This is a genomic window from Micromonospora polyrhachis (assembly GCF_014203835.1).
In the GTDB taxonomy this organism is placed as follows: domain Bacteria; phylum Actinomycetota; class Actinomycetes; order Mycobacteriales; family Micromonosporaceae; genus Micromonospora_H; species Micromonospora_H polyrhachis.
In genome coordinates this window covers 2,183,597-2,204,542 of record NZ_JACHJW010000001.1, presented here as the reverse complement: position 1 = coordinate 2,204,542, position 20,946 = coordinate 2,183,597, and the positions used below count along the sequence as shown (strand labels likewise).

The following is a 20,946-nucleotide window of genomic DNA, read 5'->3' as shown; positions in this document are numbered from 1 at the left end:
GCGTCGCGGAGACGGGACGGGACACACAATCGTGGACCTGTACGAATACCAGGGGCGTGACCTGTTCGAGCGGCACGGGTTGCCCGTGCTCGCCGGCGGCGTCGCCACGACCCCGGAGGAGGCCCGGGCGATCGCCGAGCGCCTCGGTGACCGGGTGGTCGTCAAGGCGCAGGTGAAGGTCGGGGGCCGTGGCAAGGCCGGCGGGGTGAAGCTCGCCGAGGGGACCGAGGAGACGACGGCTCGGGCCGGCGACATCCTGGGCATGGACATCAAGGGTCACACCGTCCACAAGGTGATGATCACGGTTACCGCGAACATCGCCGAGGAGTACTACTTCTCGTACCTGCTCGACCGGGCCAACCGTACCTTCCTCTGCATCGCCAGCGTGGCTGGTGGCATGGACATCGAGCAGGTCGCGGCGGAGACCCCGGACAAGGTCGCCAAGATCGCTATCGACGCCAACGTCGGGGTGGACGAGGCGAAGGCGCGGGAGATCGTCGCCGCCGCCAAGTTCCCGGCCGAGGTGGCCGACCAGATCACCGCCATCGCGGTCAAGCTGTGGCAGACGTTCGTCGCCGAGGACGCCACCCTGGTGGAGGTCAACCCGCTGGCCAAGACCGCGGACGGCACGGTGCTCTGCCTCGACGCGAAGGTGACGCTGGACGGCAACGCCGCGTTCCGGCACCCGGACCACGAGGCCCTGGTCGACCAGGCTGCCGTGGACCCGCTGGAGCAGCGGGCCAAGGAGAAGGACCTCAACTACGTCAAGCTCGACGGCGAGGTCGGCATCATCGGCAACGGTGCCGGCCTGGTCATGTCCACCCTTGACGTGGTGGCGTACGCGGGCGAGCGGCACGGCGGGGTCAAGCCGGCGAACTTCCTCGACATCGGCGGTGGCGCGAGCGCGGCGGTGATGGCCAACGGGCTGGAGATCGTCCTGTCCGACCCGGCGGTGCGCAGCGTCTTCGTCAACGTCTTCGGCGGAATCACCGCCTGCGACGAGGTGGCCAACGGCATCGTCCAGGCCCTGGAACTGCTGGAGCAGCGGGGCGAGAAGGTCACCAAGCCGCTCGTCGTCCGGCTGGACGGTAACAACGCCGAGGCGGGTCGGGCGATCCTCAACGACGCCGCGAACCCGCTCGTCGAGCGGGTGGACACCATGGATGGAGCGGCCGAGCGCGCCGCCGAGCTCGCGGCTGCGGGGGTCTGAGATGGCAATCTGGCTGACCAAGGACTCGAAGGTCATCGTCCAGGGGATGACCGGCTCCGAGGGCATGAAGCACACCCGGCGGATGCTCGCGGCCGGCACCAACGTGGTCGGCGGCGTGAACCCGCGCAAGGCGGGTCAGACGGTCGACTTCGACGGCACCGAGCTGCCCGTCTTCGCCAGCGTGGCCGACGCCATCCAGGCCACCGGTGCGGACGCCACGGTCATCTTCGTACCGCCGCAGTTCACCAAGGGCGCCGTGATCGAGGCGATCGACGCCGGCATCGACCTCGCCGTGGTGATCACCGAGGGCGTGCCGGTGCACGACACCGCCGCGTTCTGGGCCTACAACGTGGCCAAGGGTGAGCAGACCCGGATCATCGGCCCCAACTGCCCGGGCATCGCCTCGCCCGGTGCGTCCAACGCCGGCATCATCCCGGCCGACATCACCGGCTCCGGCCGGATCGGCCTGGTCAGCAAGAGCGGCACGCTGACCTACCAGATGATGTACGAGCTGCGCGACATCGGCTTCTCCACCTGCGTCGGCATCGGTGGCGACCCGATCATCGGCACCACCCACATCGACGCGCTCGCGGCCTTCGAGGCCGACCCGGAGACCGACGCGATCGTGATGATCGGTGAGATCGGTGGCGACGCCGAGGAGCGGGCCGCCGAGTTCATCAAGGCCAACGTGACCAAGCCGGTGGTCGGCTACATCGCCGGTTTCACCGCGCCGCCCGGTAAGACGATGGGTCACGCCGGGGCGATCATCTCCGGCTCGTCCGGCACCGCCGAGGCCAAGAAGGCGGCGCTGGAGGCGGTCGGCGTCAAGGTCGGCAAGACGCCGACCGAGACCGCCCGCCTGATGCGGGAGATCATGACCGGTAACTGAGTACCACCCGTGACGGGGTCGGCCGCGGTGTGCGGCCGGCCCCGTTCGTCTGCGTACCCGGGGGTCTCGTTCCCTGGTCCTGGTGAACGCGGTGGTCCTCCGAGGATGCGTCTGGTAAGCGTGATATGTGGGCATATCACGAAACTGGTGGTGCGACCAGCGGTGGTGTCAGCCAGCGGCCGTTTCGCGGACGTGTCAGAGTAGGCGCTGATGCCACCCGTCCCCCCTGATCCGCCGCACCGTTCCGCTCATTCGGAGGTTGGCGACACCGACCCGCTCGACCGCGGGGTCGAGCCGGTCGAGGTACCGCCCCGCCGGACCGGTCGCCCACCCGTGCAGCGGTCCGGTGTGGAACCGCGTCCCCGCCGTCGGGCTCCACTGGCGGTCGCTGCCGGCGTCAACACGTGCTGGGCGGCGCTCGTCTCGTTCCTCCCGGTCGCCACCGTCCTGGCCCTGGCCCAGCTCACCGAGGATGCGGCCACCTTCACCGGGGCCATCCGGATCGGCCTTGCCGGCTGGTTGCTGGGGCACGGTGTGCCGCTGGGCACCAGCGCTGGTCCGATCGGCCTCGCACCGCTGGCCCTCGGCGCTCTCGCGGCATGGCGGGTCGCCCGGGCCGGCGTACACACCAGCCGGGCCATCGGCGCGCAGCGGCGCGGCTCGCCCCGGCAGGCACTCGCCGTCGCGGGCACGGTCGGCCTCTGGTACGGCGTGCTCGGTGCCCTCGCAGCGGTCGCCGTCGACCTCAGCGGGATCACCGTCCCCCCGCCCCGGGCGGGCCTGACCTTCGCCGCCTTCGGTGCCCTGTCGGCGCTGCTCGGCGCGGCACGCAGCACCCGTGCCCTGGGGGTGTTGGCCGGGCAGACTCCCGCCGCCCTGCGGGACGGGGTGCGTACCGGGCTGGTAGCCGCACTGCTCGTACTCGGGGCTGGAGCCGGCGTGGCGGGACTCGCCGTGGCCACCGGCGGCGGCGAGGCCAGCGACATGCTCGGCGCCTATCGGACCGGGGTGGCTGGGCAGGCGGGTATCACCCTGGTCAGCGTCGCCTACGCGCCCAACGCCGCGATCTGGGCCGCCTGTTACCTGCTCGGGCCAGGGTTCGCAGTCGGCACCGACACCGCCGTACGCACCACCGAGGTGACGGTCGGCGCGCTGCCCGCCATACCCCTGGTCGCCGGTCTCCCGAGCGGACCCGTCGGCGGCTTTGGTGCGCTGTTGCTCGCCATACCGGTGCTCGCCGGTATGGCCGCCGGTTGGTTGGGCACCCGCCGGACGCTGCGCATCGCCGCTCGGGATCGCACACCGGTCGGCTGGCTTCGGCTGTTCGCGGCGGCGGCGATTGCCGGACCGGTGGCCGGTGCGTCGCTCGGGTTCGCCGCCATGGTCTCGGGCGGGCCGCTCGGCGGCGGCCGGTTGGTGCAGATGGGGCCGGTGCCCTGGCTGGTTGCGGCCATCGCCGCGCTCGTGCTGGTGGCGAGCACCATGATCGGCATCACCGCTGCCCGGGTCTTCACCGACCGTTCCCACTGACGCGGCGGGGCGCCCCGGAAGTTCCGGAGCGCCCCGAACACGTGGCCGACCTACTCAGTAGGTGGTCGGCACGAGGGCCAATCCGAACTGCAGGATGATGAGGAGGATGCTGAGCCCGACGGCGACCGCGCCGCAGATCAGACCGGCCAACGCCTGACCCCGGTTGTCGGCCAGCCCCTGGTCCGCCTTCTGCTTGCCGAGGAAACCCATCACCACCGCCGCGACACCCAGCGGGATGCCGAGGTAGCAGCAGAACGTCGGGATGGCCACGATACCGAGGATCATCGAGAGCAGACCGAGCGTGTTCTGCTGTTGGGCAGGTGGTGCCGGGTAGCCCGGAACCGGTGGGTATCCCGCCGCACCGTATGGCTGACCAGCACCGTATGGCTGACCAGCACCGTACGGCTGGCCCGAGCTGGGCTGCTGCCCGTACGGATCCGGGTACACCGGCTGCCCGTACGGCTGACCGGAAACAGGGTCCCCGTATCCCGGCTGGCCCGACGTGGGCTGCCCGTACGGCTGGCCCGAGGTGGGGTCCCCGTATCCCGGCTGACCCGAGGTGGGCTGCCCGTACGGCTGCTGCGGCTGCGCGTAGGGATCCTGGGGCGGTGGTTGCTGACCGTACGGGTCCTGGTCGGGATAGCCGGGCTGCATGTGTGACTCCTGTCAGGAACTTAGATGCGCTCAGACACTGGTCGAGGCTGCCGACAAGCTGATGATGAACCAGATGACGCAGCAGATGATGTTGATGGCCCAGAGGACGAGGCCGATGATCAGGGCCAGCTTCGACCACTTCTTGGAATCGGCGGCGGCTGCCTGGGCAGCAGCATAGTTACCCTGCTGAAGCAGCGGGTTGACCTTGGATGCGGCCATGATGGCCGGGATGGCCAGCGGCCAGAACAGGAAGATCGCGACGATGGACATCGTCATGTTGTTGTCGATCTGCTGCGGCTGTTGCGAGGGGTAGCCGGGCTGCATGGTGGTGGACTCCTTGTGCCGTCGTCTCTCGTGGGTGGAGGGCTACGGAGAGCGGCCGTTCATCGAGAGACCAAACTCCGGAGCGTCCGGCAGCGTACCGAATGCAAGCGACACCGGGGGGGTGCTGCGCTGGCAACTTGCCGAGCAGTTGTCACATCGGTCAGAAATTGTGATGGTTGCCGGTGGAGGGGCCGGAAGGGCCCTCCGACCTGCCCGATAGGGTGCTGTCGTGACTGAGCCTGCGGCGGCCGCCCGCCTCGTCGTCCTCATCTCCGGCTCCGGCAGCAACCTGCAGGCGTTGTTGGACGCATGCGCCGACCCGGCCTACGGCGCGCAGGTGGTTGCCGTCGGCGCGGACCGGGACGGGACAGCCGGCCTCGACCGGGCCGCCGCAGCCGGCGTGCCGGTCTTCGTCGAGCCAGTCAGGGCGTACCCGAGCCGCGAGGACTGGGACCGCGCACTCACGGCGCGCATCGCGGAGCATCGTCCCGACCTGGTCATCTCGGCCGGCTTCCTCAAACTCGTCGGGCCACACTTCCTCGCCGCCTTCGGCGATCGCTACCTCAACACGCACAACACCCTGCTGCCCGCGTTTCCGGGCATCCACGGCCCCCGGGACGCGCTCGCCTACGGCGTCAAGCTCACCGGGGCCACCCTGTTCTTCGTCGACGCGGGAGTCGACACCGGTCCGATCGTCGCCCAGGTGGCGGTACCGGTGCTCGACGACGACGACGAGGAGACCCTCACCGAACGCATCAAGGAAGCCGAACGGCGTCAGCTGGTCGAACAGATCGGCCGGCTGGTCCGCGAGGGTTGGACGATTATCGGAAGAAAGGTCACCATCCCGTGAGCCAGAGCGGGTCCGCAGTAGACGGTCGACGCCCGGTGCGTCGCGCAATGATCAGCGTGTACGACAAGACCGGGCTGACCGAGCTGGCCCAGGCGCTGCACGCCGCCGGGGTCGAGATCGTGTCGACCGGCAGCACCGCCGCGACCATCGAGCGGGCCGGGGTGCCGGTCACGCCCGTGGAGAAGGTGACCGGGTTCCCCGAGTGCCTCGACGGCCGGGTCAAGACCCTGCACCCGAAGGTGCACGCCGGACTTCTGGCCGACCTACGGTTGGACAGTCACGTCGCCCAGCTCGACGAGCTCGGCGTACAGCCGTTCGACCTGCTGGTGTCCAACCTCTACCCGTTCACCGAGACGGTCGCCTCCGGCGCCGACTTCGACAGCTGCATCGAGCAGATCGACATCGGCGGTCCGGCCATGGTGCGCGCCGCCGCCAAGAACCACGCCTCGGTGGCGGTGGTCACCGACGTCTCGGCGTACCCCCTGGTGTTGGCGGCCGTGGCCGACGGCGGCTTCACGCTGGCGCAGCGCCGCGCGCTCGCCGCCCGCGCCTTCGCTGACATCGCCGAGTACGACGTGGCCGTCGCCAACTGGTGCGCGGTGACGATGAGCGAGGAAGGTCAGGCGTGGCCCGGGTTCGCCGGGCTCGCCCTGCGCCCCGCCGCGACCCTGCGCTACGGGGAGAACCCGCACCAGCAGGCGGCGCTCTACGTCGACGCCGGTACCCCGGCCGGGCTGGCCCAGGCCGAGCAGTTGCACGGCAAGGAGATGTCCTACAACAACTACGTCGACGCGGACGCGGCGTGGCGGTCGGCCAACGACTTCGCCGACGCTCCGGCGGTGGCGATCATCAAGCACGCCAACCCGTGCGGCATCGCGATCGGCTCGGATGTGGCCGAGGCACACCGCAAGGCACACGCCTGCGACCCGGTGTCGGCGTACGGCGGGGTGATCGCGGTCAACCAGCCGGTCTCCGTCGAGTTGGCCAAGCAGGTGGCGGAGATCTTCACCGAGGTCGTCGTGGCCCCGGACTACGCCGAGGGCGCGGTCGAGGTGCTGGCCGCGAAGAAGAACATCCGGCTGCTGCGCGCCCCCGCCTGGTCGCCGCAGCCGGCCGAGTGGCGGCAGGTCAGCGGCGGCGTACTTGTACAGATGGCCGACCGGGTGGACGCTCCCGGCGACGACCCGACCACCTGGCGGCTGGCGGCTGGCGAGGCGGCCGACCCGGACACCCTGCGCGACCTGGCCTTCGCCTGGCGGGCCGTACGCGCGGTGAAGAGCAACGCGATCCTGCTGGCCGCCGACGGCGCAACCGTCGGGGTGGGCATGGGGCAGGTCAACCGGGTCGACTCGGCGCACCTCGCCGTCACTCGGGCCGGCGCCGAGCGGGCCCGGGGCGCGGTGGCCGCCTCGGACGCGTTCTTCCCGTTCGCCGACGGGTTGCAGGTGCTGATCGACGCGGGCGTACGGGCCGTGGTGCAGCCCGGCGGCTCGGTACGTGACGAGGAGGTCGTCGCCGCCGCGCAGGCCGCCGGGATCACCATGTACTTCACCGGGACCCGGCACTTCTTCCACTGACCGTTCCGCCGCGATCTGCGCCCCGGTGACCGCGTACCCGGGGCGCAGATCACGGCGCGACTCGTAGGGTCAGCATCGCTGTTGCCCCGTTGTCGCGGTCGGCCTGCACCGTCCAGCAGCCGGCGGTCGGGAAGATCCAGCCGGTGCCCCATTCGGTGCCGGGACGCGACCAGTTGCTCCCGGTGTGGAGTTCCGGTCCCCACATCGGGGTCACCGTGACGTCGTCCGGGCCGGTGGCCCGGATGCGCAGATCGCCGGTACCGGTCATCCGCCAGACGATCTTTGTTTCTTCGGTGGCCTGTAGTTCCCTCTCCCCCTCCCTCGGGAAGAACATCGCCCACAGGCTGACGCCGTTGCCAACTCCCGGTGCCTCCGGGGTCCTGGTGATCGGGTCGACTGGAAAGGTGGCGGAGGGTGGGCAGGACGGGCTGGTCGCCGCTGCCGCCGATCTGGTCGAGGTCGTCGCCGGCCCGGTCGAGGACGGCGCGGGGGCACCGGCTGGCGTCGCCGGGCTACACCCGGCCAACAGGGCGCCTCCGGTTAGTGCCCCGGATATCAGGGCGGCTGCACGTCTCGTGGACATGCCAGCAAGATATCGAGCCCTGAGGATCGATCGGAAGACCGGACTGGCAGACGATCGGCAGGCGACGGGAATCGCGGGTCGCGATCCTCGTGCGTGCGAAGCTGATGGCACGACACCGGCAAACCGTCGGATCTGGTCCCTGATCACGAGAATCCTGGGGACGTGAGACGATTCGTGGTGTGACGGCGACCCTCTTGGACGGCAAGGCGACCGCGGCGGAAATCAAGGATGAGCTGCGGGTACGGGTGAAGGCACTCGCGGAACGGGGCATCGTCCCGGGTCTGGGTACGGTATTGGTCGGCGAGGATCCGGGCTCGCAGGCGTACGTCAACGGCAAGCACCGGGACTGCGCCGAGGTCGGTATCGCGTCGCTGCGACGGGAACTGCCGGCGGACGCGACGCAGGAGCAGGTGGATGCCGTCATCACCGAACTCAACGCCGATCCGGCCTGCCACGGCTACATCGTCCAGCTTCCGTTGCCGGCCCAGATCGACACCCAGCGGGTGCTGGAGCTGATCGACCCGGAGAAGGACGCCGACGGCCTGCACCCGGTCAACCTCGGTCGTCTGGTGCTCGGCTATCCCGGCCCGCTGCCCTGCACCCCGCGCGGCATCGTGGAGTTGCTGCGCCGGCACGACGTGGCACTTCGTGGGGCTGAGGTCGCCGTGGTCGGGCGGGGTAACACCGTGGGTCGCCCGATGGGGCTGCTACTGACCCGACGTAGCGAGAACGCCACCGTGACGTTGTGCCACACCGGCACGCTGGACCTGGCCGCACACACCCGGCAGGCGGACATCGTGATCGTCGCCGCGGGCGTACCGGGGCTGCTCACCGCCGACATGGTCCGGCCGGGAGCGGTGGTGGTGGACGTGGGCATCACCCGGGTGATCGGTGCGGACGGCAAGGGCCGCTACACCGGGGACGTCGACCCCGAGGTGGCCGAGGTGGCCGGCGCGCTGGTGCCGATGCCGGGCGGTGTCGGGCCGATGACCCGGGCCATGTTGCTGGCCAACGTGGTGGAGCGCGCCGAGCGGGACCTCTGACCGCGCTCTGTGTGGGGAAGGGCCCCTTCACGGCAGAAACCGACAAGAAGGAGCCCTTCCTTGCATTAACGGGGGGTGGTGATCCGGCCAACGGTCACCGGCCCTGCCCCGAACGGTGCGAACATGACTGATACGGTCCGGAAAACCCGACTGGTATCAGGGAGTGGGACGACCATGGGCAAAAAGGTCACTGTCGTCGGCGCTGGCTTCTACGGCTCGACGACCGCACAGCGCCTGGCCGAGTACGACGTCTTCGACACCGTGGTGATCACTGACATCGTGGAGGGCAAGCCCGAAGGGCTGGCGCTGGACATCAACCAGTCGCGGCCGATTGAGGGCTTCGAGACCAAGGTCGTCGGCCAGACCACCGGTCGCAACGGTGAGGGCTACGAGGCCATCGAGGGCTCGGACGTCGTCGTCATCACCGCTGGCCTGCCCCGTAAGCCGGGCATGAGCCGGATGGACCTGCTGGAGACCAACGCCAAGATCGTTCGCCAGGTCGCCGAGAACGTCGCCAAGTACGCCCCGAACGCCGTGGTCATCGTCGTCTCCAACCCGCTGGACGAGATGACCGCGATGGCGCAGCTCGCCACCCAGTTCCCGAAGAACCGGGTGCTCGGCCAGGCCGGCATGCTCGACACCGCCCGGTTCAGCAACTTCGTGGCCGAGGAGCTCTCGGTGCCGGTCGGCTCGGTCAGGACGCTGACCCTGGGCTCGCACGGCGACACCATGGTCCCGGTTCCGTCCAAGAGCACGGTCGACGGCAAGCCGCTGCGTGACGTCATGCCGGCGGAGAAGATCGAGGAGCTGGTCGTCCGTACTCGCAACGGTGGTGCCGAGGTCGTCGCGCTGCTGAAGACCGGTTCGGCGTACTACGCCCCGTCCGCCGCCGCCGCCCGGATGGCCAAGGCCGTGGCGACCGACTCCGGTGACGTCCTGCCGGTCTGCGCCTGGGTCGACGGTGAGTACGGCATCTCGGGCGTCTACCTGGGCGTCGAGGCGGAGATCGGCGCTGAGGGCGTACGGCGGGTCGTCGAGACCGACCTGGACGCCGACGAGCTGGCCAGCCTGAAGGAGGCCGCCGAGGCGGTTCGTGCCAAGCAGGGCGACGTCGCCAACCTCTGACCCGTACGACGGACGCGGCCGAGCCGTGTGAGTCGAAAGATCGCCCCGCCATCTCAGCTGAGGTGGCGGGGCGATCTGCGTTCCGGATCACGCCGGAATTTTAAACTCTCTACGGCGTATGGTGTACAATGTATGGGGAAACGGGGTCCCGTGCCTCGAAGAGTTCTCGACCAAGGGAGATCCTGTTGCAGATCACCGGTGCCGCCATCTCACTGAACGTCGACGACGTGGCCACCTCAGCCGCCTTCCTCAAGCAGCACTTCGGGTTCCGGGAGGAGATGGCGGCCGACGGGTTCGTCTCGCTCGCCCGGGACGACCTGGGCTTCAACGTCATCTTTCTGCGTACCGGTCTCGCCAGTCTGAAGCCGGACAGCCTGCGTGACCAGCCCGCGGCCGGGCTCATCCTGGCCTTCGTGGTGGCGGACATCGACGGCGAGTACACACGCGTCCAGCGTGAGGGGGTGGAGATCACCACTCCGATCGAGACGGAGCCCTGGGGCGAGCGCTACTTCCAGGTGACCGACCCGAACGGTGTCGTCGTCCAACTCGTGCAGTGGATGACCCAACCGACCACCCAGGAGTAGCAACCGAGAACCGGTGGGAGGGCGGGGAGGATGGGTGCCGATATGGCCGTCCTCGACCGCCCTCCCATCACGACACCGCTACGGCGTGGCGAGGGCCTCGGTGGGGGAGAGCCGAGCGGCGCGGATCGCCGGGTAGAGGCCCGCGACCGCGCCGATGAGCAGGGTGGCCCCCAACCCACCGACCATCGCCCACCCGGGTACCACCGTCGGCATCGACCGGGTGCTGGCGTACCCGGCGGTCACCACGATGCCGACGGCCACGCCACCGATACCCCCGAGGGCGGAGAGCAGCAGCGACTCGGCCAGGAACTGGACCCGGACCTGGCCACGAGTGGCACCGAGCGATCGGCGCAACCCGATCTCCGAACGGCGTTCCAGCACCGAGATGACCATCGTGTTCGCCACCCCCACCCCGCCCACCAGCAGGGCCACCGCACCGAGCCCGAGGAGGAGCCCGGCGAAGGAACGGTCGGCGGCCTGCCGCGCGGTCAGCGCGTCCGAGGGGCGGGACACCTTGACCTGGTTGGGTGCCTGCGGGTTGGCGGTCGCGGCCAGGACGTCGCGTACCGCCGTCACATCGGCATCGGCGGCGCGGGTGTAGATGGTCGTGGCGTGGCCGTCGAAGTCCAGGTACGCCGTCGCGGCCGGCCACCCCACCAGGGCGGCCGAGTCGAGTTCGGGGGCCAGCGGCACCTGATCGAGGATGCCCACGACAGTGAACCACCTGCCGCCGACGTAGACCTGGACATCCGTTCCGGCGGCCCCGATGCCCAACCGTCGGGCGGTGGCGTTGCCGAGCACCACGGCCGGATACCGGGCGGTCGCCTCGTTCAGCCAGGTGCCGTGTGCGATGGAGGCGGCAACCGTGGCCGGTAGGTCGAGATGCGCGGCCAGTACCGAGATCCCGCCGCTCTCCGCGGCGGGGATCCGGTTGTGGCGGTAGACGTGGGTCTCGGGTAGTTTGCCGGTCGCGGCGACCTCGGTCACCGGCCCGATTCGAGAGATCATCGGAACGGATTCGGCGGGTAGTGTGGCGTTCCCGCCGGAGAGGGAGCTACCCGGTGCCACGGTCAGCAGGTTGGTGCCGAGCGCGGCGAGTTGCCGGTCCAGATCGGCCCGACTGGACGTCGAGATCCCCACCACCGAGATCATCGCGGCGATGCCGATCGCGATGCCCAGGGCGGAGAGGACTGCCCGCAGGGGCCGGGTGCGGAGCCCGGCACCACCGACCCGCAGCACGTCCCGGGGGCGAAGCCGGGCTGGCGAGAGATCCCGCGCGTTCGACCTGGCCGGTGGCGGCAGGTCGTCCGGAACGACCTGTGGTGGTGACCCGGTCACGGGACCACCTGCCCGTCGCGCATCGAGATCTGGCGCGGCAGGCTCGCCGCGAGGTCCCGATCGTGGGTGATGACCAGTACCGTGGTGCCGCTCTCATGCAGCTCTCGGAGCAGCCGCACCACGGCACCCCCAGACGCGGAGTCGAGGTTTCCGGTCGGCTCGTCGGCCAACAACAGCGCCGGCTCACCGGAGACCGCCCGGGCGATGGCCACCCGCTGCCGTTCCCCACCGGAGAGCTCATGCGGTCGATGGTCGACCCGGTTACCGAGACCGACGCGGATCAGCGCGGCCTCCGCCCGCCGTCGGCGCTCCCGCATCGGTACGCCGGTGTAGAGCAACCCGTCCGCGACGGTGTCCAGGGCCGGCTGCCCCGGCGTCAGGTGGAACTGCTGGAACACGAAGCCGATCCGGCGGGCCCGCAGCGCGGACAGTTGCCGGTCGGAGAGGGCGGCGACGTCGTGACCGTCGACGCGTACCACCCCGGACGAGGGGCGGTCCAGCGTGCCGAGCAGATGCAGCATGGTGGACTTGCCCGAGCCGGACGGGCCCACGATGGCCACGAGTTCGCCGTACCCGATGGCGAGGGTGACCTCCCGCAGTGCGACGACCCCGCCGGGGTAGGTCTTACCTACCTCCGCCAACTCCACCACCGCGCTCACGCCGGCATCCCCACCGTCATGCCCTCGGTCAGCTCCGAGCCAGAGACCTCGACCCGACCACCAGCGAACAGTCCGGTCTGCACCGCGATAATCCGGGTCGCCGACTCCTCCACCACCTGTAGCCCGTATCCGCCCTCGGCCAGGGCGAGCAGCGCGGCCACCGGTACGGTCAGCACGTTCTCCTGCCGGGCGGCGGTGAAGCCCACCGTCACCGTCGCCTGGGCGAGAGCGGCCAGTGCCTGCTGATCGTCGACCGAGACGGTGACCCGCAGTGTCGTCTTCGCGGCGTTCTGCCCCTCGGCTGGTGTGATCGTCGTCAGGATTCGGCTGACCTTCCCGGGCACGGCCTTGCCATCGGGCAGGGTGACCTCCACCCCGACGCCCTTACGGGCCAACCGCTGGTCGGACATCTCCAGCTCCACGGTGACCACCTGGGTCGTCCCGGTGTAGGCGAGCACCGCCTGGCCCGGCTGGCTCGCCTCGCCGACCGCGGCCGTCAGGCTGTCCACCCGTACCGCCCCGGTCGCGTAGGCGACCCGCCCCGATTCCACCGTGCCGGTCCTCCGCAGGCCAAGATCGCCCTGCCACTTCCGGACCGCGCTGGCGGTCGAGCTGGAGTACGTCTCGTCCACGGTGAACCCCCGGTAGCCCAACGCGTGGAGGTTCTTTTCGAACTGCTTGACATCGGCACCCCGTACGCCGGTGGAAAGGGTGCGGTAGGCCGGAATCGTGCCCTGCAGGAGCACCACCGGCGTGTCGTTGACCCGGTAGAGCACCTGTCCACGGTCGAGCTTCGCACCGACGGCCGGTAGCGCCGTGACGGTTCCGGGGAGTCGCCCGTACACCTTGATCGGGTCGCCGTAGCCCAGCTCGCCACTCTCGGTCCGCGTCTCGACGATGGTCTGCCGGGTGACCTCGGCGGTCGCCGGGGGGAGACCGCCGCGCGTCGGATCAGCGTTCTCGCTCTCCGGCCAGCCGAACCCCGTGGCCACCGCGACGGCGGCACCGATGGTGGCCACGGCCGCCGCCACGGCCACCACTCGCGCCCTCCGTCGCCGTCGTCCGGTGACGCCGGTCATCCGTCACTCCGGTTCAGCGAGCCCGGGGGCGGTGGCGGTATGTGCTTGTTGCATGCCCGCTCGGCGGCCTTGACCTTCGGGTCTTCGGGGTTCACCACGTTGTTGTCGATTTGCAGGCCCTGGTCGGTTGGATCGGGGAAGTGGAGAACACCGTTCTCCCGCATGCACTTGGAATACTGTCGTAGCTGCTCCAGCACCTGTGGGTCCGCCTTTCTCGGCTCACCACCGTTGGGCTGGTACTGCTTGCACTTCTCCTCGGCCGCCTTGACCTTGGCCGGGTCCGCCCCTTCCGGCAGGCTCAGGGAGATGTCCCCGTTCTCCTTGAGCTCCGGGTCCGGGAAGTTCGGCACTCCGTTCTCCCGTACGCACTGCGAGAACTTGAGGGCGTTCTCCCGCTCGTTCTCGGGGCCGGTTCCGGCCTTCGCGCCGGCACTGGCGCTGGCGCTGGCCTGGCCACCGGCGGTGGCCACCCCGTCGCCGTCGTCGTTGCCGCCGCAGCCCGCCACCGCCACCAGGGTCAGCAGACCGAGTACGAGCGCTCTCCTGAAACGCATCGATCGTCTCCTCATCGCCGGCCGGGTGCCTCCCGGCCGTACCCCTATTAGCGGGGGTGACGTGTTTCCCGGCCGTCATCGAAAACCTTGACGCCGAAGTGACGTGACTGTCGGTCACCATGGGGGAATGCGAATACTGGTGGTCGAGGACGAGCCGTTGCTCGCCGACGCGGTGGCTCGGTGGCTGCGGGGTGACGCGCACGCGGTCGACGTGGTGCACGATGGTGGCTCCGCCCTGGAGCGGATCGGGGTCAACGACTACGACGTGGTGGTGCTCGACCGTGACCTGCCGGTCGTCCCCGGCGATCGGGTCTGCCGGGAGATCGTCGAGACCGGCTCGTCAACCCGGGTGCTGATGTTGACCGCCGCCGCCGACATCGACGACCGGGTCGCCGGGCTGGCCCTGGGCGCGGACGATTACCTGCCCAAGCCCTTCGCATTCCGGGAGTTGGCCGCCCGGGTGGTGGCCCTGGGGCGGCGTGCCCGACCGGCCGCGCCGCCGGTCCTGCACCGCGCCGGAATCCGGCTCGACCCGCATCGCCGTGAGGTCTACCGGGATGGCCGGTACGTGCCGTTGTCCCGGAAGGAGTTCGCCGTCCTCGCCGAGCTGTTACGGGCCGAGGGGGCCGCGGTCTCCGCCGAACAACTGCTGGAGAAGGCCTGGGACGAACACGCCGACCCGTTCACCCACGCGGTACGGATGGCGATCCTCAAGCTGCGGCGCAAACTCGGTGACCCGCCGGCCGTGCTGACCGAGCCGGGAGTGGGGTACCGGATTCCGTGAAGAACCTCGGAATCCCCCGGCCGACCATCCGCGCCCGGCTGACGCTCGTCTACGGCGGGCTGTTCCTGATCGCCGGCTTGCTGCTGCTCGGCGTGACCTATGTGCTCGTTTCCCAACAACTACGCACCGCCGAGGTTTCGTTCAGCACCGACACGACCATTTCCAGCACTGATACGACCGCTTACCGCACCGGTCAGCCGGTTCCGCCTCCCACCAACGCCAGTGCCAACGCACCGGTCCAGAGCCAGACGATCATGCGTGAGGCCCAGAATGACGCGCTTGAGACCATGCTCACCCAGGGCGGGATCGCGTTGGCCGTGGTCGGTGCCGCCGCGGTCGCCTTCGGCTGGCTGATTGCCGGCCGGATGCTCCAACCGCTGCACCGGGTGACCGAGACCGCCCGGCGGATCGCCGACGCCCCGGCGGCGGACCGGAATCTGAACGAACGCATCGCGCTGGACGGACCGCACGACGAGATCAAGGAGTTGGCCGACACCTTCGACGTCATGCTCGAACGGCTCGACCATTCGTTCGACGGCCAACGCCGCTTCATCGCCAACGCCTCGCACGAGCTGCGTACCCCGCTCACCGTCAATCGGGCACTGTTGGAGATCGCGGTGGAGCGTACGACCGCGTCACCGGAGATCCGCCAGCTCGGCGAGACCCTGCTCGAGGTCAACGCTCGCCACGAGCGGCTGATCGACGGACTGCTTCTGCTGGCCCGCTCCGAACGCGAGATCATCGAGCGTTCCTATGTGGACCTCGCGGACATCGTGGAGCATGTGGCGGTGCGGATACCGAGCGACGGGGTCACCGTACGTACCGAAGCCGGCGAGGCACCGACCATCGGCAACCCGGTCCTGCTCGAACGGCTTGTCCAGAACCTCGTGGAGAACGGGGTACGACACAACGTCACCGAGGACGGCTGGGTGCGGATCACCAGCGATACCCGACCCGACGGCACGGTCGTACTGGAGGTGAGCAACACGGGTCCGGTTGTACCCCCGTACGAGGTCCCGAAGCTCTTCGAGCCGTTCCGGCGGCTCGTCGACCGGGTCTACACCACGCCCGGCGCGGGCCTGGGGTTGTCCATCGTCCAGGCGGTGGCCCGGGCCCACGGCGGGGACGTACGCGCCGAGCCCCGTAACGGGGGCGGCCTGGTCGTCACGGTAACCCTGCCGGTGGCGACCTGACCCACGGCCGCCTACCGAGAAACGGGGCACCTGGCGGAACAGGTGCCCCGTTTCGCTGTTGCTGGTACCGGTCAACGCAACCGGTACGCGTGGATGATCGTCTGTTGCACGGAGTCACCCTCGCTGTCAACGGCTGTGCCACGTAGCGACACGTAGCCCTGCTTCGGGTGGATCAGCCAGGCCACGCCGTTGACGACCGGCGCCTTCTTCCAGGTCTCGCCGTCGTCGTAGGAGACCTCGACGGTCAACGACTTGACCTTGGCAGCGGGCGAACTCGGGTTCCGCCCCACCGACACCGGCACGCCGAACAGATGATGAGCCGGCGCGGTGTTGGCCTGGTCGAGCCTTGGCGAGAACCGGATGACCTGGATGGGGAGTTGTCCTTCCGTCCCGTCGTGCTGGAAGGTCCACGTCCCGGTCACCCTCGTCGACATGTCCGAGAGGCTGCGTCGTGCCGACGCCGTGACCTGGTACTTGCCGGCCACCGGTGGTCCCTCGACGACGCACCTCGGCCGGACCGTGTCGCAGACCTTCTGACCGTCCCGGTAGATGGCCGTCCGCGTCTCGTCAGTTCGCGAGTTACCCGCTGTCCCCGCCGCCGTGCCGAAGAGCGGAACCTGGAATCTCAGCCGGTCCGCGTACTGCGCCGCGTGGGAGCCCAGCTCTATCGGGCCGGGCAACGACGGACCGAACACGGCGCCACCGTTCCACGTCTCGTCGTACCTGGTTCCGGCTTGGTAGATCTGCCAGGGGCGGGACTGCTCCGCCTCCATGTCCTCCTGGGCGCCCTGCACCAGCGCCTGCCACCAGGCCACGCCCTCGGTGCTGTACAACTCCTCCTGGGAGCCGGGCAGGCTGACGGGGAAGATCGGGAATCCCAGTCCGGCCCAGGGCGCGTCAACCGGGTTCGGACCCGCGCCCTTCTCACCCTGGGTGCCCTTGCCCTGGGGCAGCAGGGTCGTCTTGACCTTGGCGAGGTCCGCGTCCCGGACCTTTCGGTCGCCGTTGGACATCTTGCCGGCGGTGAACCAGCCCAGGTGGTAGACGTACGGCGAGTTCGCGAACTCTCGCTCGCCCTGCCCGCGTACCGCGAAGATGGCGCGCTGCGCGGACACGAACTTGTCCTTCGGTCCGTCCGGACCGATCTGGCCGGTCCGCGTGTTCGTGAAGTCGGTGGTGTCGATGAAGGCTTGGGAGATCGCGCCGTTGGCGGCCCGCGAACTGTAGCCCAGGGTGCCCACCGCCAGCTCCGCGTCGGCCCGTTCGACCGTCACCGGTGATGCCTTCGTGACCCGGGCATCGAGCGTGACGGTCTGGTCGGAGCGCAGCTCCAACCAGGGCCGTACCAGGAAGTCGACATCGTTGCGGTTCGGGTCCGTGCCGGTGTTGATGGCGGCGTCGAGGACGTAGTCGCCCTTGGGGACGCGGAGAACGACGCTCCCACTTAATCCCCAGGCCTGCTTCATCGGGCCATCCACATAGCCGCTCAGCCCGATCGCGAAGTCCTTCGCGGGCTGGCCGCTCCGGTCAATGATGTTGATCGTGAGGTCGTAACTCTCCGCCTCACGGACCACCCCGATGGGCGTGTCGACGACGGTGTCACCCGACGTCGCGCTCACCCGGCCGGTGTATTCCCCGTCCGGCCCGTCGCCACTGGTGTCGGCGGAGACACGGACAACCGCGCTGCCGTGGGCCGGAACGGTGACCGTCGGGGCCGACAGGCGGAACACGTCGGCGGGCTTCTTGTCCGGTCCCGTCGCCGACACCTTCAGGGCCAGCGTGATGTCCTGGTCGCTGGTGTTCTGATAGATCAGGTCACGGTCGACGACCTTGTCGTCGGCGTGCGGCCAACTGGTGAGCCCGAAGCTGAGACTGGACGGGCTGGTGAGCACCTGCTGCTTGATCGCCTGGCTCAGGTCCACCCGGCCGGCACCCTGTGCGAACGCGTTCGCGCCCGGGGTGGGCTTGGCGGACCCCATCAGCGCTGACTTGACCTGTGCGGGCGTCCAGTCCGGGTGCTGTTGGAAGAGCAACGCCGCGGCACCGGTCACATGCGGAGCGGCCATCGAGGTGCCGGACCCTGCCGCTCGCGGCTCGCCCGGCTCACCGACCTGGCCATCTTTCGACGAGGCCGCGACGATCCCAACACCCGGTGCGGTGATGTCCGGCTTGAGGGCGTAGTCGCCGCTCCGTGGGCCGCGACTGGTGAATAGCGGGAGGTTGTCGTCGCGATCCACGGCACCCACGGCCAGCGCGGCATCGGCACTCGCCGGTGAGGTCAGGCTTCGCGCACCACCGGCACCGTTGTTGCCGGCACCGGAGACGAACAGGGTGCCGTACTGGGCGGTGAGCCGGTTGATCGCCGCCTCCTGTAGGTCGACTCCCTCGAAGTCGGGGCCACCGAAGCTCATGTTGACGACCTTCGCGTGCTTCTCGGCCGCGATCCACTCCATCGCCGCGAGGATCGCCGATTCCTGACAGCCGCCGCGTTGGTCGCAGACCTTGCCGACCACCAGGGACGCGTCCGGTGCGACTCCGCGATACTTCTGGTCTCCTGAGGCGATCGTGGCCGAGACGTGGGTGCCGTGCCCGACCAGGTCCTTCTCACCTTCGCCGGTGAAGTCCTTGACCTCGGCGACCTTGCCCGCGAGATCGGGATGGGTGATGTCCACGCCGCTGTCGAGCACCCCGATGGTGACGCCCTTGCCGGTGTACCCCGCCTTCCAGGCCACCGGGGCGCCGATCTGCGGGACGCTGCGGTCCTGGGACAGCTTCATCATGCCGTCCAGCCAGATCCGCTTCGCGCCGTTGCCCAACGCCGTACGCCAGAAGGTGGGGTCGTCCTTGCGGACCCGCAGTGCCTGGCCAGCGACTGCACCCAGCTTCTTGGTCGCCATGGTGCCGGAGACCACACCCTGCACGATCAGCGGCAGGTCGCCGCGCTTGTCGTCGCCGTATCCCTGGTCGACCAGCCCCGCGACGTCGAACAGCCGGGGATCCAACTTGCCGGACGCAACCTCGGCGACGGCATCGAGCGGTACGACGTAGAGCTGGTCGCCACTGCGTCTGGTGGAGAACCTCACCTTCTCGCGTCCCTTGCCCGGGACGATGCGGGAGACCCCACGGTCGCCGACGTAGACGCGGTCACCGGTGAGCAGGGTCACCACCTTGTCGCCCGGAGCTTCTCCGGCCAATGGACTACCGGCGGACCCGGTGGCGGGCATCGGGGAGATTCCCAGCCCCAGCCCCAGCCCCGCCAGCGCGGTCGCCAGCGCAGTCGCGGTGGCGGTTGCGCCAAGCTTTATCGATCTTATCGAGCCCACGTAACACCTTCCCTGAGAGTTGGATGGTGAGCTCGAACAGATTTAGTCCGTCGGAGGTTTCCTGGGCGTCATCGAAAGCGCTAATTGGCGGAGCCATCCGACCGGATGTCAGTGGCCATCACCTCTGCAGTACGCTCGTACTGCTTGACCTGTCTTGCGAGAGGAGCGCCGGCCGATGGCGAAGATCAAGGTAACCAACCCGGTCGTAGAACTCGACGGCGACGAGATGACCCGGATCATCTGGAAGCAGATCCGAGAGCAGCTGATCCTGCCCTACCTCGACGTCGACCTGCACTACTACGACCTGTCGATCCAGCACCGCGACGCCACCGACGACCAGGTGACCGTCGATGCCGCCAACGCCATCAAGCAGCACGGCGTCGGCGTCAAGTGCGCCACCATCACCCCGGACGAGGCCCGCGTCGAGGAGTTCGGCCTCAAGAAGATGTGGCGTTCGCCCAACGGCACCATCCGTAACATTCTCGGCGGTGTGGTCTTCCGCGAGCCGATCATCATGTCCAACGTGCCGCGCCTGGTGCCCGGCTGGACCAAGCCGATCATCATCGGCCGGCACGCGCACGGCGACCAGTACAAGGCGACCGACTTCGTCGTCCCCGGTCCGGGCACCGTGACCCTCACCTACACCCCGGCCGACGGCAGCGCCCCGGTCGAGATGCAGGTCGCCAACTTCCCCGGTGGCGGCGTCACGATGGGCATGTACAACTTCGACGAGTCGATCCGCGACTTTGCCCGCGCCTCGCTGCGCTACGGGCTGGACCGGGGCTACCCGGTCTACCTGTCGACCAAGAACACCATCCTCAAGGCGTACGACGGCCGGTTCAAGGACATCTTCGCCGAGGTCTTCGAGACCGAGTTCAAGGCCGAGTTCGAGGCCGCCGGCATCACCTACGAGCACCGGCTCATCGACGACATGGTGGCCGCCGCGCTCAAGTGGGAGGGCGGCTTCGTCTGGGCCTGCAAGAACTACGACGGTGACGTGCAGTCCGACACCGTCGCGCAGGGCTTCGGCTCGCTCGGCCTGATGACCTCGGTGCTGATGACCCCGGACGGCCGTACCGTCGAGGCCGAGGCGGCGCACGGCACCGTTACCCGGCACTACCGGCAGTGGCAGAAGGGCGAGAAGACCTCGACCAACCCGATCGCCTCGATCTACGCCTGGACCCGGGGCCTGGCCCACCGGGGCAAGCTGGACGGCACCCCGGCGGTGACCGAGTTCGCCAACACCCTGGAGCAGGTCATCATCGACACTGTCGAGGGCGGGCAGATGACCAAGGACCTGGCGCTGCTCATCTCCCGGGACGCGCCGTGGCTCTCCACCGACGAGTTCATGGCCGCGCTGGACGCGAACCTGGCGAAGAAGCTCGCCGCCTGATCCACCCGCGAGACCCGGTCTCGCACTCGTTCGGCCCGCCGGCCATGCGCCGGCGGGCCGTTCGCCATGCCGGCTCCGACAGGCACCAATCGTGACCGACGGTAATCGTCCATCATCCAATCGCCCGTCACTTTCGGCTGCCTCAGGCCGTTGAACAGGTTGGATGTGATGCCAGTCGCGTCCAGGAAGGCCGGTCATTCGTAGCCGCCCCGAAATTGGGCGCCGGCCGATCGGTCGGTCTTCCCGGCTGTCGC

General features: G+C 69.2%; 19 protein-coding genes. 11 read left to right on the top strand and 8 right to left on the bottom strand.

Going from position 1 to position 20,946, the window contains the following annotated elements:
• The first annotated feature begins 31 nt into the window (after nucleotides 1-31).
• The 3 genes from sucC (at nucleotide 32) to FHR38_RS09115 (ending at nucleotide 3,629) form a co-directional block, all read left to right on the top strand.
• On the top strand, nucleotides 32-1,210 hold the full coding sequence (gene sucC / locus FHR38_RS09125; RefSeq protein WP_184534269.1) for an ADP-forming succinate--CoA ligase subunit beta: 1,179 nt from the start codon (nucleotides 32-34) through the stop codon (nucleotides 1,208-1,210).
• Nucleotide 1,211: 1 nt separating this feature from the next.
• The gene (gene sucD / locus FHR38_RS09120) at nucleotides 1,212-2,099 is read left to right on the top strand and encodes a succinate--CoA ligase subunit alpha (protein ID WP_184534268.1); all 888 of its coding nucleotides are present in this window, start codon (nucleotides 1,212-1,214) and stop codon (nucleotides 2,097-2,099) included.
• Nucleotides 2,100-2,309: 210 nt separating this feature from the next.
• Entirely contained in the window at nucleotides 2,310-3,629 is a 1,320-nt protein-coding gene (locus tag FHR38_RS09115; protein WP_184534267.1) for a cell division protein PerM, read from the top strand.
• Nucleotides 3,630-3,683: 54 nt separating this feature from the next.
• Here FHR38_RS09115 and FHR38_RS09110 read toward each other — a convergent pair whose 3' ends face one another.
• Nucleotides 3,684-4,283: a DUF4190 domain-containing protein gene (locus tag FHR38_RS09110; protein ID WP_184534266.1), complete on the bottom strand. Its 600-nt coding sequence runs from the start codon at nucleotides 4,281-4,283 to the stop codon at nucleotides 3,684-3,686.
• A 30-nt stretch (nucleotides 4,284-4,313) separates the two neighbouring features.
• Nucleotides 4,314-4,607: a CD225/dispanin family protein gene (locus tag FHR38_RS09105; protein ID WP_184534265.1), complete on the bottom strand. Its 294-nt coding sequence runs from the start codon at nucleotides 4,605-4,607 to the stop codon at nucleotides 4,314-4,316.
• A 229-nt stretch (nucleotides 4,608-4,836) separates the two neighbouring features.
• On the opposite strand from FHR38_RS09105, the gene purN reads away from it, so the two are divergent.
• Nucleotides 4,837-5,457, top strand: coding sequence for a phosphoribosylglycinamide formyltransferase (gene purN / locus FHR38_RS09100; RefSeq protein ID WP_184534264.1), 621 nt, complete (start codon nucleotides 4,837-4,839; stop codon nucleotides 5,455-5,457).
• Complete coding sequence (purH, locus tag FHR38_RS09095; RefSeq protein ID WP_312881994.1) at nucleotides 5,454-7,034, top strand: bifunctional phosphoribosylaminoimidazolecarboxamide formyltransferase/IMP cyclohydrolase; 1,581 nt, start codon at nucleotides 5,454-5,456, stop codon at nucleotides 7,032-7,034. The genes purN and purH overlap by 4 nt, the downstream gene beginning before the upstream one ends.
• Before the next feature lie 49 nt (nucleotides 7,035-7,083).
• Here the strand turns inward: purH and FHR38_RS09090 are convergent, their stop codons facing one another.
• Nucleotides 7,084-7,617 (bottom strand): hypothetical protein, encoded by a 534-nt coding sequence (locus tag FHR38_RS09090; protein WP_184534262.1) that lies wholly within the window; start codon nucleotides 7,615-7,617, stop codon nucleotides 7,084-7,086.
• A gap of 179 nt (nucleotides 7,618-7,796) precedes the next feature.
• Here FHR38_RS09090 and FHR38_RS09085 point away from each other — a divergent pair, with 179 nt between their 5' ends.
• From FHR38_RS09085 to FHR38_RS09075, 3 genes are all read left to right on the top strand, one after another.
• Complete coding sequence (locus FHR38_RS09085) at nucleotides 7,797-8,660, top strand: bifunctional methylenetetrahydrofolate dehydrogenase/methenyltetrahydrofolate cyclohydrolase (RefSeq protein WP_184534261.1); 864 nt, start codon at nucleotides 7,797-7,799, stop codon at nucleotides 8,658-8,660.
• 174 nt (nucleotides 8,661-8,834) lie between these two features.
• The gene (gene mdh / locus FHR38_RS09080; protein ID WP_184534260.1) at nucleotides 8,835-9,785 is read left to right on the top strand and encodes a malate dehydrogenase; all 951 of its coding nucleotides are present in this window, start codon (nucleotides 8,835-8,837) and stop codon (nucleotides 9,783-9,785) included.
• 185 nt (nucleotides 9,786-9,970) lie between these two features.
• Nucleotides 9,971-10,369, top strand: a complete 399-nt coding sequence (locus FHR38_RS09075) for a VOC family protein (RefSeq protein ID WP_184534259.1) — start codon at nucleotides 9,971-9,973, stop codon at nucleotides 10,367-10,369.
• A 78-nt stretch (nucleotides 10,370-10,447) separates the two neighbouring features.
• Here FHR38_RS09075 and FHR38_RS09070 read toward each other — a convergent pair whose 3' ends face one another.
• Genes FHR38_RS09070 through FHR38_RS09055 form a run of 4 tightly spaced genes read right to left on the bottom strand, consistent with a single transcriptional unit; the run spans nucleotide 10,448 to nucleotide 13,999 of the window.
• Nucleotides 10,448-11,671, bottom strand: coding sequence for an ABC transporter permease (locus tag FHR38_RS09070; protein ID WP_221449542.1), 1,224 nt, complete (start codon nucleotides 11,669-11,671; stop codon nucleotides 10,448-10,450).
• Nucleotides 11,672-11,703: 32 nt separating this feature from the next.
• Nucleotides 11,704-12,357 (bottom strand): ABC transporter ATP-binding protein, encoded by a 654-nt coding sequence (locus FHR38_RS09065; RefSeq protein ID WP_312882531.1) that lies wholly within the window; start codon nucleotides 12,355-12,357, stop codon nucleotides 11,704-11,706.
• Nucleotides 12,358-12,362: 5 nt separating this feature from the next.
• A complete protein-coding gene (locus FHR38_RS09060) occupies nucleotides 12,363-13,445 on the bottom strand; it encodes a peptidoglycan-binding protein (protein ID WP_221448963.1) in 1,083 nt (360 codons plus the stop codon).
• Complete coding sequence (locus FHR38_RS09055; protein WP_184534257.1) at nucleotides 13,442-13,999, bottom strand: hypothetical protein; 558 nt, start codon at nucleotides 13,997-13,999, stop codon at nucleotides 13,442-13,444. The genes FHR38_RS09060 and FHR38_RS09055 overlap by 4 nt, the downstream gene beginning before the upstream one ends.
• A 127-nt stretch (nucleotides 14,000-14,126) precedes the next feature.
• Here FHR38_RS09055 and FHR38_RS09050 point away from each other — a divergent pair, with 127 nt between their 5' ends.
• The gene (locus FHR38_RS09050; RefSeq protein WP_184534256.1) at nucleotides 14,127-14,783 is read left to right on the top strand and encodes a response regulator transcription factor; all 657 of its coding nucleotides are present in this window, start codon (nucleotides 14,127-14,129) and stop codon (nucleotides 14,781-14,783) included.
• A gap of 11 nt (nucleotides 14,784-14,794) precedes the next feature.
• Entirely contained in the window at nucleotides 14,795-15,976 is a 1,182-nt protein-coding gene (locus FHR38_RS09045) for a sensor histidine kinase (RefSeq protein ID WP_312882530.1), read from the top strand.
• 71 nt (nucleotides 15,977-16,047) lie between these two features.
• Here FHR38_RS09045 and FHR38_RS09040 read toward each other — a convergent pair whose 3' ends face one another.
• Nucleotides 16,048-19,299 carry a S8 family peptidase gene (locus tag FHR38_RS09040; protein ID WP_184534254.1) on the bottom strand — a complete coding sequence of 1,084 codons (3,252 nt, stop codon included), beginning with the start codon at nucleotides 19,297-19,299 and terminating at the stop codon, nucleotides 16,048-16,050.
• A 175-nt stretch (nucleotides 19,300-19,474) separates the two neighbouring features.
• Between FHR38_RS09040 and FHR38_RS09035 the strand changes: the two genes are divergently transcribed.
• A complete protein-coding gene (locus FHR38_RS09035) occupies nucleotides 19,475-20,692 on the top strand; it encodes an NADP-dependent isocitrate dehydrogenase (RefSeq protein WP_184534253.1) in 1,218 nt (405 codons plus the stop codon).
• Nucleotides 20,693-20,946 lie beyond the last annotated feature (254 nt).